The 15,095-nt window shown below is 71.5% G+C and carries 13 protein-coding genes; 8 read left to right on the top strand and 5 right to left on the bottom strand.

Annotation, left to right across the window (positions count from 1 at the left end; all coding sequences use genetic code 11):
- The first annotated feature begins 46 nt into the window (after positions 1 to 46).
- Genes O1W71_RS06875 through O1W71_RS06885 form a run of 3 tightly spaced genes read left to right on the top strand, consistent with a single transcriptional unit; the run spans position 47 to position 4,688 of the window.
- The gene (locus O1W71_RS06875) at positions 47 to 607 is read left to right on the top strand and encodes an acyl-CoA thioesterase (protein WP_112616269.1); all 561 of its coding nucleotides are present in this window, start codon (positions 47 to 49) and stop codon (positions 605 to 607) included.
- Positions 608 to 659: 52 nt separating this feature from the next.
- Entirely contained in the window at positions 660 to 4,355 is a 3,696-nt protein-coding gene (locus tag O1W71_RS06880) for a proline dehydrogenase family protein (protein ID WP_269267119.1), read from the top strand.
- A gap of 36 nt (positions 4,356 to 4,391) precedes the next feature.
- Positions 4,392 to 4,688: a hypothetical protein gene (locus O1W71_RS06885; protein ID WP_114589103.1), complete on the top strand. Its 297-nt coding sequence runs from the start codon at positions 4,392 to 4,394 to the stop codon at positions 4,686 to 4,688.
- 20 nt (positions 4,689 to 4,708) lie between these two features.
- Here the strand turns inward: O1W71_RS06885 and O1W71_RS06890 are convergent, their stop codons facing one another.
- Positions 4,709 to 5,266, bottom strand: coding sequence for a TetR/AcrR family transcriptional regulator (locus O1W71_RS06890; RefSeq protein ID WP_269267120.1), 558 nt, complete (start codon positions 5,264 to 5,266; stop codon positions 4,709 to 4,711).
- Positions 5,267 to 5,315: 49 nt separating this feature from the next.
- Here O1W71_RS06890 and O1W71_RS06895 point away from each other — a divergent pair, with 49 nt between their 5' ends.
- Positions 5,316 to 5,636, top strand: a complete 321-nt coding sequence (locus tag O1W71_RS06895; RefSeq protein WP_269267121.1) for a hypothetical protein — start codon at positions 5,316 to 5,318, stop codon at positions 5,634 to 5,636.
- 33 nt (positions 5,637 to 5,669) lie between these two features.
- On the opposite strand, the gene O1W71_RS06900 is transcribed toward O1W71_RS06895, so the two are convergent.
- A complete protein-coding gene (locus tag O1W71_RS06900; RefSeq protein WP_269267123.1) occupies positions 5,670 to 6,560 on the bottom strand; it encodes an aldo/keto reductase in 891 nt (296 codons plus the stop codon).
- 206 nt (positions 6,561 to 6,766) lie between these two features.
- On the opposite strand from O1W71_RS06900, the gene O1W71_RS06905 reads away from it, so the two are divergent.
- From O1W71_RS06905 to O1W71_RS06920, 4 genes are all read left to right on the top strand, one after another.
- Positions 6,767 to 7,891 (top strand): aminotransferase class III-fold pyridoxal phosphate-dependent enzyme, encoded by a 1,125-nt coding sequence (locus O1W71_RS06905; RefSeq protein ID WP_269267124.1) that lies wholly within the window; start codon positions 6,767 to 6,769, stop codon positions 7,889 to 7,891.
- A 184-nt stretch (positions 7,892 to 8,075) separates the two neighbouring features.
- Entirely contained in the window at positions 8,076 to 9,743 is a 1,668-nt protein-coding gene (locus O1W71_RS06910; RefSeq protein ID WP_269267125.1) for a circularly permuted type 2 ATP-grasp protein, read from the top strand.
- Positions 9,737 to 10,669 (top strand): alpha-E domain-containing protein, encoded by a 933-nt coding sequence (locus O1W71_RS06915; protein WP_112616285.1) that lies wholly within the window; start codon positions 9,737 to 9,739, stop codon positions 10,667 to 10,669. The genes O1W71_RS06910 and O1W71_RS06915 overlap by 7 nt, the downstream gene beginning before the upstream one ends.
- Positions 10,666 to 11,511 (top strand): transglutaminase family protein, encoded by an 846-nt coding sequence (locus tag O1W71_RS06920; RefSeq protein ID WP_269267127.1) that lies wholly within the window; start codon positions 10,666 to 10,668, stop codon positions 11,509 to 11,511. Before O1W71_RS06915 ends, O1W71_RS06920 begins: the two co-directional genes overlap by 4 nt.
- Here the strand turns inward: O1W71_RS06920 and O1W71_RS06925 are convergent.
- The 3 genes from O1W71_RS06925 to O1W71_RS06935 form a co-directional block, all read right to left on the bottom strand.
- Entirely contained in the window at positions 11,495 to 13,105 is a 1,611-nt protein-coding gene (locus O1W71_RS06925; protein WP_269267128.1) for a DHA2 family efflux MFS transporter permease subunit, read from the bottom strand. The two genes, O1W71_RS06920 and O1W71_RS06925, sit on opposite strands and share 17 nt — an antisense overlap.
- 99 nt (positions 13,106 to 13,204) lie before the next feature.
- Positions 13,205 to 13,426 carry a hypothetical protein gene (locus O1W71_RS06930; protein WP_112616291.1) on the bottom strand — a complete coding sequence of 74 codons (222 nt, stop codon included), beginning with the start codon at positions 13,424 to 13,426 and terminating at the stop codon, positions 13,205 to 13,207.
- A gap of 170 nt (positions 13,427 to 13,596) precedes the next feature.
- Entirely contained in the window at positions 13,597 to 15,024 is a 1,428-nt protein-coding gene (locus O1W71_RS06935) for a rhamnulokinase (RefSeq protein ID WP_269267129.1), read from the bottom strand.
- Positions 15,025 to 15,095 lie beyond the last annotated feature (71 nt).

Here is a 15,095-nt window from a genome sequence, read left to right on the forward strand (position 1 = left end):
AACGGATGCGGGCAGAGGCATGGGGCATCCGATAGCGTCGGCCCTCGTGAACGTGTGGCTCCGGACCCTGCTGACGATCTGGCGAGCGAAGCGACAGCTGCGCAGGAACGGCCCGCGGCCGCTCATGGCGGTCGGCCGGGTGAAGCTCCGGACGCTGCCCACCGACATCGATCTGCTCGGGCACATGAACAACGGGCGGTACGCCTCGCTGTTCGACCTCGGCCGGTTCGACCTGCTGGTGCGCAACGGCATCTGGGACACCTTCCAGGAGAAGGGCTGGTACGGCGTCGTCGCGAGCAGCACGATCACTTTCCGGAAGTCGCTGAACCTCTGGCAGCGCTTCACGATCGAGACGCGCCTGCACGGACACGACGACAAGTCGGTGTACATGGTGCATCGTGCGGTCGTCCGCGGCGAGGTCTACGCCGAGATGCTGGTGCGTTCGCGGTTCCTGCGTCGCACGGGCGGCATCGTGCCGCTCGATGAACTGTTCGCGGTGCTCGGCCGGCGCGACGATCTGCCCGAGCTCGAGCCGTGGATGACCGAGTGGGCTGCGGCGACCGCTCTGCCGTCGACGCGTGCCGAGGCGCCCAGCGTCTGGGAGTGATCCCCGGGCGAGGCGCCGCCCTTCGAGACCGCTTGCGACATAGGCTGACGGCATGTCCGACACCGTTTCGTCCGGCACCACCCCGCCGGGCTTCCCCGCCGACGATTCCCTCGCCCATCAGGCGGTGGACCTGGCCCAGAAATGGGTGCACACGTCGGCCGATTTCCCCGCGGATGCCGCAGCGCAGCGCCTCGCGGGAGTCCTTCGCGACCCGAACGGCCTGCCGTTCACGATCGGTTTCGTCGACGGGGTCATGCGCCCCGAGAGCGTGACCGCCGCCGCGACCCGACTGCACCACGTCGCCCCGCTGGTCCCGGAGTTCCTGCCCTGGTATCTCCGCGGTGCCGTGCGCATCGGCGGCGCCGTGGCCCCCGTGCTGCCGACCCCCGTCGTGCCGATCGCGCGCACGGCACTGCGCGAGATGGTCGGGCACCTGGTCGTCGACGCGCGACCGCACAAGCTCGGCCCCGCCATCGCCCGCATCCGCGAGTCCGGGGCCCGCCTCAACCTCAATCTCCTCGGCGAGGCGGTGCTCGGCGAGGAAGAAGCACGCCGCCGGCTCGACGGCATCCACGAGCTGATCCGCCGGCCCGACGTCGACTACGTCTCGGTGAAGGTCTCGGCGATCGTCAGCCGCATCTCGATGTGGGCGTTCGACGAGGTCGTCGCCGATGTCGTCGAGCGGCTGCTACCGCTCTACCTGAGCGCGGCTGAGGACGGCACCTTCATCAACCTCGACATGGAGGAGTACCGCGACCTCGATCTCACGATCGCCGTCTTCACCCGCATCCTCGAAGATGAGCGGCTGCGGGGGCTCGAGGCCGGGATCGTGCTGCAGGCCTATCTGCCCGACGCCGCCGACGCCCTCGACGAGCTGACCGCGTGGGCGCAGGCCCGCGTCGCGGCCGGTGGAAGCCGCATCAAGGTGCGGCTGGTCAAGGGCGCGAATCTCGCGATGGAGCGCGTGGACGCCACGATCCACGGCTGGCCGCTGGCGACCCACGCGAGCAAGCTCGACGCCGACGCGATGTACCTGCGGTGCCTCGACCGTGCCCTGCGCCCCGAGCGGAGCGCCGCGGTGCGGCTCGGCGTCGCGGGGCACAACCTCTTCGACATCGCCTATGCCTGGCTGCTCGCCGGCGAGCGCGGTGTGCGCGACGACATCGAGATCGAGATGCTCCTCGGCATGGCGCAGGGTCAGGTCGCCGCGGTCACGGCCGACGTGGGCCACGTGCTGCTGTACGTCCCGGTCGTCCGCCCCGACGAGTTCGACGTCGCCATCAGCTACCTCGTGCGGCGGCTGGAGGAGAACGCTTCGAGCGAGAACTTCCTCTCGGCGGCGTTCGACCTCGCGACCGACGCGAGCCTGTTCGAGCGCGAACGCGATCGATTCCTCGCCTCCCTCGAGCGCGCGGCCGACCCGGCCCTGCCCAGCGGGCCGAACCGCACGCAGGACCGCACGATGTCGTTGCGGCCCATCGCGCCGCAACGCATCACGCGCGACCCCGCCGAGGGCGACGACGGGCTGACGCAGGCGGTGCTCGGCATCGCCGACGCCGCGGGCCGTTCCGACGAGACCACGGCTCTGGGCGAGCCCGACGATGTCCTGTTCGGCGGTGAGCACTTCGTCGAGACCGCCGTCTACGCCCCGCGCGAGACGCGCCGGGCCCCGGCGCTCGGAGCGCCCGGGTTCGCCAACACTCCCGACTCCGACCCCGCGCTCGCCGTCAACCGGGAGTGGGCCCGCGGCATCCTGTCGCGGATCGAGGGCAGCACGGCCGGTGACGAGACGATCGCCGCCGCCCGGGTCGATGACGCGGGAGAGCTCGATGGAATCGTGGCGCGTGTGGGATCGGCGGCATCCGCCTGGGGCTCGATGGCCGCGGCCGACCGCAGTGCGGTGCTGCTCGCCGCCTCGCGCGCACTCGAATCACGTCGGGCCGAGCTCATCGAGGTCGCCGCATCCGAGACCGGCAAGGTGCTGGCCGAAGCCGACGTCGAGGTCAGCGAAGCGGTCGACTTCGCCGCCTATTACGCCGCGACGGCGCGCGAGCTCGATCGGGTCAGCGGCGCCGTCTTCGAGCCGGCATCGGTCACGGTGGTCGCTCCGCCGTGGAACTTCCCGCTCGCCATCCCCGCCGGCGGCGTGCTCGCGGCCCTCGCCGCCGGATCGGGCGTCGTCTTCAAGCCCGCTCCGCAGGCCCGTCGCTGTGCGGCGGTCGTCGCCGAGGCGCTGTGGGATGCCGGGGTGCCCCGCGATCTCCTCGCGCTCGTGGACATCGACGAGGGCGATCTCGGCCGCCGGCTCATCACCCACCCGTCGGTCGACCGCGTCATCCTCACCGGCTCGTGGGAGACGGCGGCGCTGTTCCGGTCGTGGCGGCCCGAGCTGCCGCTGCTTGCCGAGACCAGCGGCAAGAACGCGATCATCGTGATGCCCTCGGCCGACCTCGATCTGGCGGCATCCGACCTGATCAAGAGCGCCTTCGGTCACGCCGGTCAGAAGTGCTCCGCCGCGTCGCTCGCGATCCTGGTGGGGCCGGTCGGACGGTCGAAGCGGTTCGCGCGTCAACTCGTCGACGCCACGCGGTCGCTGCGGGTCGGACCGCCCACCGATCCCCGCAGCGAGGTCGGGCCCGTGATCGAGCCGCCGCAGGGCAAGCTCGAATGGGCTCTCAGCTCACTCGAGGAGGGTGAGCGCTGGCTCGTCGAGCCGCGTCCCCTCGATTTCGGCGACGCGACCGCTGGGCGCTTCTGGTCTCCGGGCGTGAAGGTGGGCGTGAGCGCCGGGTCGCGCACGCACCTCGAGGAGTTCTTCGGGCCGGTGCTCGGCGTCATGCACGCGCGCACCCTCGACGAGGCGATCGACCTGCAGAACGCGGTGGCCTACGGCTTGACCGCGGGCCTGCACACCCAGGACGCCGCCGATCTGGCGACCTGGCTCGACCGGGTCGAGGCCGGCAACCTCTACGTCAACCGCGGCATCACGGGGGCCATCGTCCAGCGTCAGCCCTTCGGCGGCTGGAAGCGGTCGTCGGTGGGCGCAGGCACGAAGGCCGGCGGACCGAACTACCTCGTCGGGCTCGGTTCCTGGCGTGCGTCGAACGGGTCGGCGTCGAGCACGCTGCATCTGCGCGGTCTCGACTCGCGCATCACGACCATCATCGAGTCGGCGCAGCCCACCCTCGACTACGAGTCGTTCGAATGGCTGCGGCGCGGCGCTCTCTCGGATGCCGTCGCCTGGGACCGCGAGTTCGGGCAGGTGCGCGACGTGTCCGGCCTCGGCGTCGAGCGGAACCTGTTCCGGTATCGCCCGGTCGACGTGGCGGTGCGAGCGTCGTCGGATGCGACCTGGCAGGCGGTGCTCCGCGTGCTCGTCGCGGGCGTGCGGGCCGGATCGGCCGTGACGCTGAGCTCGCCGGTCGGTCTTCCCGCCGACGTCCGGCGGGCGCTCGGCGAGGTCGACATCGCGGTCTCGGTCGAGACCGACGGTGAATGGCTGCAGCGCATCGCCGCCCCCGAGCGTCGACCGGGCCGCATCCGCCTGGTCGGCTCGCGTGAGACGGTGGCCGAGCTGCGGACGGCCATCGCGGCAGCGACCGGGGGAGACCCGGATGTCGCCGTCTACGCCGACGAGGTCACGACCGCGGCGCGGATCGAGCTGCTGCCCTTCGTGCACGAGCAGTCCATCACGATCACCGCCCACCGTTTCGGCAATCCCGACGACTGGTCCGAGGCGGTCATCTGACGTGCGGCCGCGGTGCCGTCTCGGTAGCGTGGCGGGATGACGGATGACGCAGCCGCTGCGCCCACGCTGATCCTCGCCCGTCTGTCGGTCGAGCGCGAGTCGCTCCTCGGTGCCCTGTTCATCGGGCTCGGGGCGGTGGCGCTCGCGATCACCGTCATCGCGCTGGCGCTCTCGCCGGGGCTCAACCTGCCCGTGCTCGTTGGTGTCGGCGCGGGAACGGTGCTGCTCGTCCACGGCATCCTGCGCCGCTCGGCCGCCGCCCGTGCCGCGGCCGCCCTCGACCGGCTCGAGTCCGCTCCGGCCTCCGTCTCTCGCCGAGCCGAGCCGAGCTGAGCTGAGCGCTGCTCGGCGCCTCAGACGAAGGCGGCGAGTACGGCGTCGACGTGGGCGTCGAGCGACGCGGCCGCCGGCTCGGGATCGAGACCGAGGAGGCGTCGACGGTGCGGTTCGCCGAGCAGGGCACCGAACAGATGCTCGGCGCGACGGTCGTCGCCGTCCAGGTGGGCCGCGAGGTAACGCTGCGCCGCGATCGGGCCGGCGTCGTAGAACGCACGCGAGACCGCGGGGTCGTCGAGCGCGACCGCGACGGCTGCGCGGTGCAGGCCGATCGCGCGGTCGGCGAACAGCGCCGTCGCGATGAGTGTGCAGGCGTGCCGGAGGTCGCGGGCCTCGACATCGAGGTAGCCGTGCACATCGGTCACCGCGGCGCCCAGCAGCGCCGACTTGTCACCGATGCGTTCGTAGATCGTGCGTTTGGTCACGCCCGCCTGCTGCGCGATCGCGTCGAGCGAGGCGGCGTAGAAGCCGACCTCGACGAAGACGTCTGCCGCCACCGTGACGATGCGGGCGTCGCGCGCGGCCTGTTCATGGGCGGGCGGGCGGCCGCGGCGTCGATCTCCGGTCGAGGGCATGACGACAGGCTAGCAGAATGATACGGTGGCGTTTCATTAAGGAGGCGCCATGGACGAGATCGTCTGCCACATCGCGATCGCCGATGACTGGGGCATGAGCCGCAAGTTCGGCGAGTACGAGGTCGCGACGCGGGGCGTGCCGTGGGAACCGGGCGAGTACATCCGGGCCTGCGACCCCGACGACGTCGCCGACGTCGTCGCAACCGTCTACGCCGACGTGCGGCTGCCGCTCCTGCGGATCGACTGCAGCGTCGCGGGCCTCGCGCGCCACGGCGTCGAGGTGACGCGGGTCGACGGACGGCCCCGCATCCACGGGCCGATTCCCATGAACCCGGATGCCGTCGTCGGCGAGCATCCGCTCACGGCCTGAGGTCGCCTCGGGCCGTGGGCGGCGTGCGCCGGATCAGGCGTCGATGCCGACCGAGTGCGACAGGCGTGCGCGCTCGTCGCCCGAGAGCTCGAGGTGCACGGCCTTCGCGCTGTCGACGATCGACGCGGCGCGGCGCGCTCCCGGAATCGGGATGACGGTGTCGCTGAGCGCCAGCTCCCACGCGAGCACGACCTGCTGCGGGCTCACGTCGTGGGCGCGGGCGACCTCGCCGAAGACCGCGAAGCGATCACCGATCGACCGTGCGCCACCGCCCGTTCCGCCCAGGGGGCTCCACGGGAGGAATGCGATGCCTCGGTCGGCGCAGTAGCGCAGCTCGTCGTAGCTGCCCGGATGCCGCGGCGAGAACTCGTTCTGCACGCTCGCGAGGTTGCCCTCGCCGAGCACCTGCTGGGCGATCTCGATCTCCTCGACGCTGGCGTTGGAGATGCCGATCGCGCGGATCTTGCCCTCCTGCTGCAAGGTCTTGAAGTTCTCCATGACCTCGCCGTAGACCATCCAGCGGTCGGGGCGGTGGTACTGGTAGAGGTCGATGACGTCGACCCGGAGCGCTCGGAGCGAGGCCTCGACCGCCTTCCGTAGGTAGTCGAGCGAGCCGTCCCGGCCCCACTTCTCGCCGTCGCTGCGGGTGATGCCGCCCTTCGTCGCCACCACGATCTGAGAGCGGTCGCCGCCCCACGTGGCCAGGGCCTCGGCCATGATCTCCTCGTTGTGCCCCATCGTGTCCCAGCTCGGGGCGTAGATGTCGGCGGTGTCGAGCAGGGTGATGCCCGCGTCGAGCGCGGCGTGCACCGTCGCGACGGCATCCTTCCGGTCGGGGATCTGCTTGTCGTTGTTCATCGAGACGGGCATCCCGCCCAGGCCGATGGCCGAGACGGTGAACGGTCCGAGGGTGCGCTGCTGCATGGGTCTCCTTCGACGATTCGCGGTGGTGTGGTTCCAGCCTGTCAGGCGCGACGACGAACGGGCAGGACCTTGCGCAATCGGGTCAGGGGGCTACCGCGGGTCGTCGTCGCAGTCCTCAGCGGCCCCAGATCGTGCCGGGGGAGAATGGATGCCGGCCGCGCGGCGACCCGCCGCCGCGTGCGCGACCGCCGAAGCCAGGAGTCCGAATGACGATCGCCGACCACCACCCGACGCCGGACGCGAACGACGAGGACAGCGCGAAGCGCGCTCTCGCGGGAGCGCCGCCGCTCCTGCCGGTCATGCTCGCGACGGGTGAGGGAGCGTGGGTGACCGACGTCGAGGGGCGCCGATACCTCGACCTGACCGCCGATCCGGCGCTCACCTTCGGGCACCGCCACCCCGCTCTGCTCGCCGTCGCCACCGAGCAGCTGGGCCGATTGACCAGCACGAGCACCGTCGTCGCCGACGACCGCGCCGACGGATTCGCCGACGCGCTGGCTGCGCTGCTGGGTGCTGAGGCGGTGCTGCCGGCCACCACCGGGCCCGACGCTCTTCGCGCCGCCGTCGAGGCGGCGCTCGGCGCAGCGCCCCGGACGACCGTCGTGGTCGCGGCGGGCTCCCACCCCGAGCTTGCGGCGTCGGGTGCTGTCACGGTGCCGTTCGGCGACATCGACGCGCTCGTCGCGGCGCTCGACGACACCGTCGCCGCCGTCGTCCTCGAGCCCGTTCAGGCCGCGGCGGGGGTGATCGAGGCGCCCGCGGGATACCTGGAAACCGCACGGCAGGCGACCGCCGATCGCGGGATCGCCCTGATCCTCGACGAGACGCGCAGCGGCCTCGGCAGGCTCGGCGACACCGTCGCGCTCGCGGGGACGGGAGCGGCGCCCGACCTCCGTGTGATCGGCCCGGCGCTCGGCGGCGGCATCGTCCCCGTCGCCGCCGTCGTCGGGAGTCGCACGCTGCTCGGTGAGGCCGCCGACCCGGCATCCGTGTCTCCGCTCGCGAGCGCCATCGCGCACCGCGTGGTCGAGATGCTCGAGGCGGGCGAGCTGCAGAACCGGGCCCGTGCTCTCGCCGAACATCTCGCCGGACGCATTGAGGCCCTTGCCGGGGCGGGCGCGGTGGCCGTCCGGACCGCGGGGGTCTGGGCGGGCGTCGACGTCGACCCGACGGTCGTCACCGCAGCCGAGGTCGCCCGGCGCCTCGTCGCGCGCGGCGTCCTGGTCGATGTCGTCGGCGACGCGACGATCGTGCTGGTTCCGCCGCTGGTCATCCGGGCGACCGAGCTCGACTGGGCGATCGAGCAGCTGCGCGTCGTGCTCGCGGCCTGATCCCGCCGCGGCGCGATACATCTGCAGGACCGGTGCGGCTGGTGTCTGGTCCAGCCGACGCCGTGACGACATCAGCCCCACCAGTCCGACGGATGTATCGCTCAGCCGCGCGCCGGATGTCAACACGGCGGGGAAACAGGTCGGGAAATACTGACGCAACACAGCCCGGATTAGGCTCGCATCCATGGGTGACCTCTTCGACGGATACGGCTCGACGCTGACGCCGCGCAAGACCGTATCGGGGGTGCCGCCGTACGACGAGATGTTCGAGGTCTCGGGCACGATGCCCGCCCCCGGCAGCTCGCGCGCGGCGTACCGCGAGCTGTATCAGGCGCTCGCGCAGATGACCCAGGAGGAGCTCCGCGGCCGCACCGAATCGCTCGCGAGCTCGTACCTCGCGCAGGGCGTCACGTTCGACTTCGCGGGGGAGGAGCGCCCCTTCCCGCTCGATGCCGTTCCCCGCGTCATCGACTACGACGAGTGGTCGCACGTCGAGTCGGGCGTGAAGCAGCGCGTGCGTGCGCTGGAGGCCTTCCTCGACGACGCCTACGGACATCAGTTCTGCGTCCGCGACGGCGTGCTGCCCGCGAAGCTCATCGCCTCGTCGCAGTACTACTACCGTCAGGCGGCCGGCATCCGCTCCGCCAACGGCGTGCGCATCCAGGTCTCGGGCATCGACCTCATCCGCGACGAGCACGGCGAGATGCGCGTGCTCGAGGACAACGTGCGCGTCCCCTCGGGGGTCAGCTACGTCATCTCGAACCGCCGCGTCATGGCGCAGACCCTGCCCGAGCTGTTCGTCTCGATGCGGGTCCGACCCGTCGGCGACTACCCGAACAAGCTCCTCCAGGCCCTGCGGGCCTCCGCGCCCCCCGGAGTCGACGACCCCAACGTCGTCGTGCTGACGCCGGGCGTCTACAACTCCGCGTACTTCGAGCACACGCTGCTCGCGCGTCTCATGGGCGTCGAGCTCGTCGAAGGCCGCGACCTGGTCTGCTCGGGCGGCAAGGTGTTCATGCGCACGACCCGGGGTCCGCAGCGTGTCGACGTCATCTACCGCCGAGTCGACGACGACTTCCTCGACCCGCTGCAGTTCCGTGCCGACTCGATGCTCGGCGCCCCGGGCCTCATGCTCGCCGCGCGCCTGGGCAACGTCACGATCGCCAACGCCGTGGGTAACGGCGTCGCCGACGACAAGCTGCTCTACACCTACGTGCCCGACCTCATCCGGTACTACCTCGCGGAGGAGCCCATCCTCAAGAACGTCGACACCTGGCGGCTCGAGGACCCGGGCGCGCTCGAAGAGGTGCTCGACCGGCTCGACGAACTCGTCGTGAAGCCCGTCGACGGGTCGGGCGGTAAAGGGCTCGTCGTCGGCCCGGACGCTTCGCCCGCCGAGCTCGAGAAGCTGCGCAAGAAGCTGCTGGCCGATCCGCGCGGGTGGATCGCGCAGCCCGTCGTCATGCTCTCGACGATCCCCACGCTCGTCGAGGACGGCATGCGCCCCCGCCACGCCGACCTGCGCCCGTTCGCGGTCAACAACGGCGAAGAGGTGTGGGTGCTGCCGGGCGGCCTCACGCGCGTCGCGCTGCCGGAGGGGCAGCTCGTCGTCAACTCCAGCCAGGGCGGCGGATCGAAGGACACGTGGGTCGTCGGCGGTGACGCCCCGCGCACGGTCGAGTACAGCCAGGGCAACCTCGCCGGCCTCGTCGCCGACCAGGCGTCGACGCAGGCGATCCCGATCATCTACGACGAGCAGGACGAGCCGGCCCATTCGCCGCAGGACCACCCCGGCGGCCTGAGCGAGCAGCAGGAGCAGCAGCAGCAGCAGACCGGAGGTGCGACGTGCTGAGCCGCATCGCCGAGAGCCTCTTCTGGATCGGACGCTACATCGAGCGGAGCGACGGCACCGCCCGCATCCTCGACGTCCACCTGCAGCTGCTGCTCGAGGACCCCTGGATCGACGAGGACACCGCCTGCCGGTCGCTCCTGTCGGTCATGGGGTCGTTCCCGCCCGAGGGGCTCGACACCGTCACCCGTCAGGACGTGCTGACCCGGCTCGCGGTCGACCGCACCAATCCGTCCAGCATCGCCTACTCGCTGCAGTCGGCCCGGGAGAACGCCCGCCGCGCGCGCGAGATCGTCTCGACCGAGCTGTGGGAGACCCTCAACACCACCTACTCGCGGATGCCGCGGCGACTCAACGCCGAGAAGGTGCACGAGTTCTTCCACTGGGTGCGCGAGCGCGCGGCGCTCGCCGTCGGGGTCACCGACTCGTCGACGAGTCGCGACGAGGCCTGGCAGTTCTTCACGCTGGGCCGCTCGATCGAGCGCACCGACATGACCGCGCGGCTGCTCGCGACCCGCTCGCTGACGGAGGAGTCCGGCCCCTCGTGGACGACGATCCTCCGCTCCTGCGGTGCGTACGAGGCGTACCTGCGCACGTATCGCGGGATGCCGAGCGCGCGCAACGCGGCGGAGTTCCTGCTGCTCGACCGTCTATTCCCGCGTTCGATCATCCACTCGATCCAACGTGCCGAGGAGTGCATGAGCGCGATCGACCCCGTCGCCGACCGGGTGGGGCACTCCAACGCGGTGCTGCGGGCCCTCGGCCGTATCCGCAACGACCTCGAGTATCGGCCGCTCGGCGAGATCCTCTCCGAGCTGCCCGAGCACATGGACAACGTGCAGAAGGTGACCCGCGAGGCCTCCGAAGCGATCCGCGGTCGATTCTTCCCCACGGCGGCGGAACCGAACTGGATCGGAGAGACCTCGTGAAGCGTCTGCGCATCGAGCACGCGACCGGATTCACCTATCCCGGCGACGTCGCCGCGTCGTACAACGAGGCGCGGATGCTGCCGAGTTCGACCGACAGCCAGTTCGTGCTGAGTTCGCAGCTCGACATCGACCCGACGACGGCCGTCAACCACTACGTGGACTACTTCGGCACCCGGGTCGCCGCGTTCGACGTGCTCGCCGCGCATCACGCGCTGTCGATCACGGCCCGCTCGCTGGTCGAGGTTCGGCCGCGCCCCATCGAGCACCGGCAGATCTCGTGGGAGGAGCTCGCCGCGGAGACGGAGCGCTCGATCCACACGGTCGAACAACTCGGGCAGACGGCGCGCACGGCGCCGCATCCGGAGGTGGTGGCGCTGGCGCGTGAGATCGCGGCGTCGCACGACGAGCCGGGGCCGGCGGCCCACGCGATCGCGATCGCGATCGGGGATGCCGTCGAGTACATGCCCGGCGTCACCGGGGTGCACTCCACCGCCGCGGAGTCGTGGCCCCAGCGCACGGGCGTGTGCCAGGACATCGCGCACATCACGCTCGGCGCTCTGCGGAGCGTCGGCATCCCGGCGCGGTACGTCTCGGGCTATCTGCATCCCGATCCCGACGCTCAGGTCGGCGTGCCGGTGACGGGCGAGTCGCACGCGTGGATCGAGTGGTTCGCCGGTGACTGGCAGGGCTTCGACCCCACCAACAACGTCGAGATCAGCGACCGGCACGTGCTGGTCGGGCGCGGCCGAGACTACAACGACGTCCCGCCGCTGCGCGGGGTGTTCGCGGGCCCGTACAAGAGCGCCCTGCACGTCACGGTGACGATCACGCGCGAGGCGTGACCTCCGCGGCATCCGCTTCGACCGGCTCGCGGCGGGCGCCCCGGCCGAGGGATGCCGTCGCGGCGAGGCCCAGCACGAGGAAGCCGGCCGCGGCGAAGCTCGCGGCGCGCGTACCGTCGGAGAGGGCAGCCTTCGCGTCGGTGGCGATGTCGGCGGTCTGCGGTGAGGCCTCGAGGCCCGCGATCGCTCCGCCCGCGCTCTCGACGACGGCGCTGACGACCTGATCACGCTGCTCGGCCGGGACGCCGCGGTCGTCGAGTCGCGTCGCGAGGGCGCCGGAGGTCGTCGAGAACAGGATGGTTCCGAGGATCGCGATGCCGAGCGCGGCGCCGAGCTGACGGGCGGTCGACTGCGTGCCGGACGCCTGTCCTCCCTCGGCGACGGGGACGTCGGTGAGCACGACACCGGTCAGCTGCGCCGTGGCGAGGCCCACGCCGATCCCGTAGACGAACAGCGCCGGGACGAGCGGGCCCCACGTCGCATCGGGGGCGATGACGAGGGCCACGCCGACGACGCCGACGATCTCGGCGGCCAGGCCCGCGCGAACGATCCAGACCGGCGAGACCTTGCCCGACAGGGCGCCGGCGAGCCCGCTGGCGACGAACGAGCCCGCGGCCAGGGCGAGCAGCACGAGGCCCGTCTGGACCGCCTCGAACCCGAGCGCGAACTGCAGCCACAGGGGAAGGGCCAGGATGATGCCGAACTCGCCGAGCGCGACGACGAGGGCGGCGAGGTTGCCGTTGCGGAACGACGGGATGCCGAAGAGCCCGAAGGCCAGCAGAGTGGGCTTGCCGACCCGGCGACGGCGCACGCCCCAGGCGATGAAGACCGCGATCGTCACGGCGGAGACGGCGAACGCGATCGGGACGGGGGAGAGCTCCCACGGCCATGACGCCCCGAAGAGCTCGGGCCGCTGGTCGACGGTCCACCAGCCGTAGCTTCGTCCCTCGATGAGGCCGAACACGAGGGTGCCCATGGCGACGACAGACAGGACGGCTCCGACGACGTCGACCCCGGCGGCGCCGCCGCGCGATTCCGTGACCGTGAGCAGGACGCCGACGATGATGAGGATGCCGAGGGGGATGTTGATGCCGAAGGCCCAGTGCCACGAGAACGTCGTGGTCAGCCAGCCGCCGAGCAGCGGTCCGACGGCGGCCATGCCGCCGATCGTCGAGCCCCAGACGGCGAAGGCGATGCCGCGCTCGCGGCCGCGGAACGTCGCGTTCAACAGCGACAGGGTGGTCGGGAGGATCATCGCGCCGCCGACGCCCTGGACGAAGCGGGCGAGGATGAGCAGGTCGCCGCTCGACGCGAGCGCCGCGCCGACCGAGGCCAGCGCGAAGACGACGACGCCGGTCAGCAGCATCCGTCGTCGACCCACCCGATCGGCGACGCTGCCGAAGACGAGCAGCAGGGAGGCGAACACGAGGGTGTACGCCTCCTGGACCCACTGCACCTGAGTGGAGGTGATGCCGAGGTCATCGACGATCGAGGGGACGGCGACGTTGACGATCGTCGAGTCCACGATGATGAGTGCGACGGCGATGCTGATGAAGACGAGTCCCGCCCACCGGCGGCGTGCCGAAGTTTCCATGATTGCTAGAATAGCTAGCAAAATTGCGGACACAAGATGCGGTTCGCGCAGCGCGAAAACGGCCGGTCCCGCGGGGAACCGGCCGTCTCGAGAAGGGGATCAGGCGGGCGGGTCGCCCGGGTCGAGGGTCTTCAGCATGTCCTCTTCGGCGGCGTTGTCGGCCGTGAGCTCGTCCTCGGTGGTCTCGTCGCCGCCGCGGGGTGCGTCATCGGTGATCGACTGCTCGGCGCTGGGATCGTCGAGGTGACGGTCGCCGGTGGGCTCTTCGGACGGGATCGCGCTGTCGCCGGCGCCGCCGGCCGGGGTGTCGTGGCTGCTCATGGCCGCGACGTTACGCGCGCGGTCGCCGCGCGCGGCACCCCTTGACACGCGATCCGGCCGTGGTGCCGATACATCCGTCGGATCGGCGTGGCAGGAGTGGTGTCGGCGGCCGCCTGAGGCCACTCCCGCACCGCCGGTCCGGCGAATGTATCGGCACCACGGCTCCCCGGCTAGGCTCGGGGCTCGTAGCGGCGCGGTGCGTGCGTGCGGGCGACGAGGTCGCGGAGGGCCTCGAGCGAGCCCGAGACGAACCCCGCGGCGCGGGCCTGCACCAGGACGTTGCCGAGTGCCGTCGCCTCGACGGGTCCGGCGAGCACCGGCATCCCGGCGCGGTCGGCAGTGCGCTGGCACAGCAGCTCGTTGAGCGCCCCGCCACCGACGATGTGGATCGTCCGGACATCGACGCGGCCGAGGCGCGCGGCATCGGCCACGGCGTCGGCGAACGCCTGCGCGAGCGACTCGACGATCGACCGGGTGTACTCCGCGCGGGTGCGCGGCGGCGCGACGTCGTGCTCGGCGCACCAGGCGTCGATGCGCGAGGTCATCTCGCCGGGCGCGAGGAAACGCGGGTCGTTGACGTCGAAGACGACGCCGTCGGCCTCGCGTGCGGCGTCGAGCAGGGTCGGCAGATCGATGCGGTGTCCCTCGCGGCGCTCCCACTGCCGCACGGCCTCGCTCAGGACCCACAGGCCCATGACGTTGTGCAGAAGGCGCACGCGGCCGTCGACGCCGCCCTCGTTCGTGAAGTTCGCCTCGAGAGCGGCGCGGGTCAGCACGAGGTGGTCGACCTCGACGCCGACGAGACCCCATGTGCCGCACGAGATGTAGGCCGCGGCATCCGGCTGCATCGGCACGGCGACGACGGCCGAGGCGGTGTCGTGCGATCCGACGGCAGTCACGGGCGTGTCGCTCGGCGCCCCGATCGACGCTGCGACGTCCGGACGCAGCGGGCCCAGCCGATCGCCCGGGGCGATGAGCGGAGGGAGGATGCCGCGGGGGATGCCGAGCGCTGAGACGAGGGCGCCGTCCCACGAGGCCTGCAGCACCCGCAGGAGTCCGGTCGTCGACGCGTTGGTCTGCTCGGCACGGGCTTCGCCGGTCAGCCAGTACCCGACGAGGTCGGGTACGAGGAGGGCGGTGTCGGCGAACGCCAGCACCTCCGGGTCCTCAGCGGCGAGCTGGTACAGCGTGTTGAACGGCAGGAACTGCAGGCCGTTCCGCTCGAAGAGCTCGGCGTGCGGAAAGCGCGCATGCACGCTCTCGACCCCGCGGGCGGTGCGCTCGTCGCGATAGTGGAACGGTTCGCCCAGCATCCGCCCGCCGCGCAGCAGCGCGTAGTCGACGGCCCACGAGTCGACCCCGATCGAGGCGATCTCAGGCGTCGCGCGGAAGGCCTCGCGCAGGCCGCCCAGTACCGATCCGTACATCCCCACGAGGTTCCAGTGGAGGCCGTCGCCCGCGTGCACCGGATCGTTGGCGAACCGCGCCACGGTCTCGGTGCGCAGCGCGTCAGCCCCCACATGCCCGACGATGACCCGCCCGCTGGTGGCCCCGAGGTCAACCGCCACCACATTCCCTGACGCGGTCACGCGCGGCATCCTTCCCGCGAGTGCACGGCCTGTCGCCGAGTGCACGACCTTGGAGCGTGCGGATGCCGTGCACTGGGCGC

The organism is Microbacterium sp. H37-C3, assembly GCF_027157935.1.
Classification (GTDB): domain Bacteria; phylum Actinomycetota; class Actinomycetes; order Actinomycetales; family Microbacteriaceae; genus Microbacterium; species Microbacterium plantarum.

Excerpts from the sequence above, each read along its gene's own strand:
- O1W71_RS06880 (WP_269267119.1), top strand. The coding sequence starts at position 660 with ATGTCCGACACCGTTTCGTCCGGCACCACCCCGCCGGGCTTCCCCGCC.
- O1W71_RS06885 (WP_114589103.1), top strand. The coding sequence starts at position 4,392 with ATGACGGATGACGCAGCCGCTGCGCCCACGCTGATCCTCGCCCGTCTG.
- O1W71_RS06900 (WP_269267123.1), bottom strand. The coding sequence starts at position 6,560 with ATGCAGCAGCGCACCCTCGGACCGTTCACCGTCTCGGCCATCGGCCTG.
- O1W71_RS06925 (WP_269267128.1), bottom strand. The coding sequence starts at position 13,105 with ATGGAAACTTCGGCACGCCGCCGGTGGGCGGGACTCGTCTTCATCAGC.
- O1W71_RS06935 (WP_269267129.1), bottom strand. The coding sequence starts at position 15,024 with ATGCCGCGCGTGACCGCGTCAGGGAATGTGGTGGCGGTTGACCTCGGG.
- O1W71_RS06905 (WP_269267124.1), top strand. The coding sequence starts at position 6,767 with ATGACGATCGCCGACCACCACCCGACGCCGGACGCGAACGACGAGGAC.
- O1W71_RS06895 (WP_269267121.1), top strand. The coding sequence starts at position 5,316 with ATGGACGAGATCGTCTGCCACATCGCGATCGCCGATGACTGGGGCATG.
- O1W71_RS06910 (WP_269267125.1), top strand. The coding sequence starts at position 8,076 with ATGGGTGACCTCTTCGACGGATACGGCTCGACGCTGACGCCGCGCAAG.
- O1W71_RS06890 (WP_269267120.1), bottom strand. The coding sequence starts at position 5,266 with ATGCCCTCGACCGGAGATCGACGCCGCGGCCGCCCGCCCGCCCATGAA.
- O1W71_RS06930 (WP_112616291.1), bottom strand. The coding sequence starts at position 13,426 with ATGAGCAGCCACGACACCCCGGCCGGCGGCGCCGGCGACAGCGCGATC.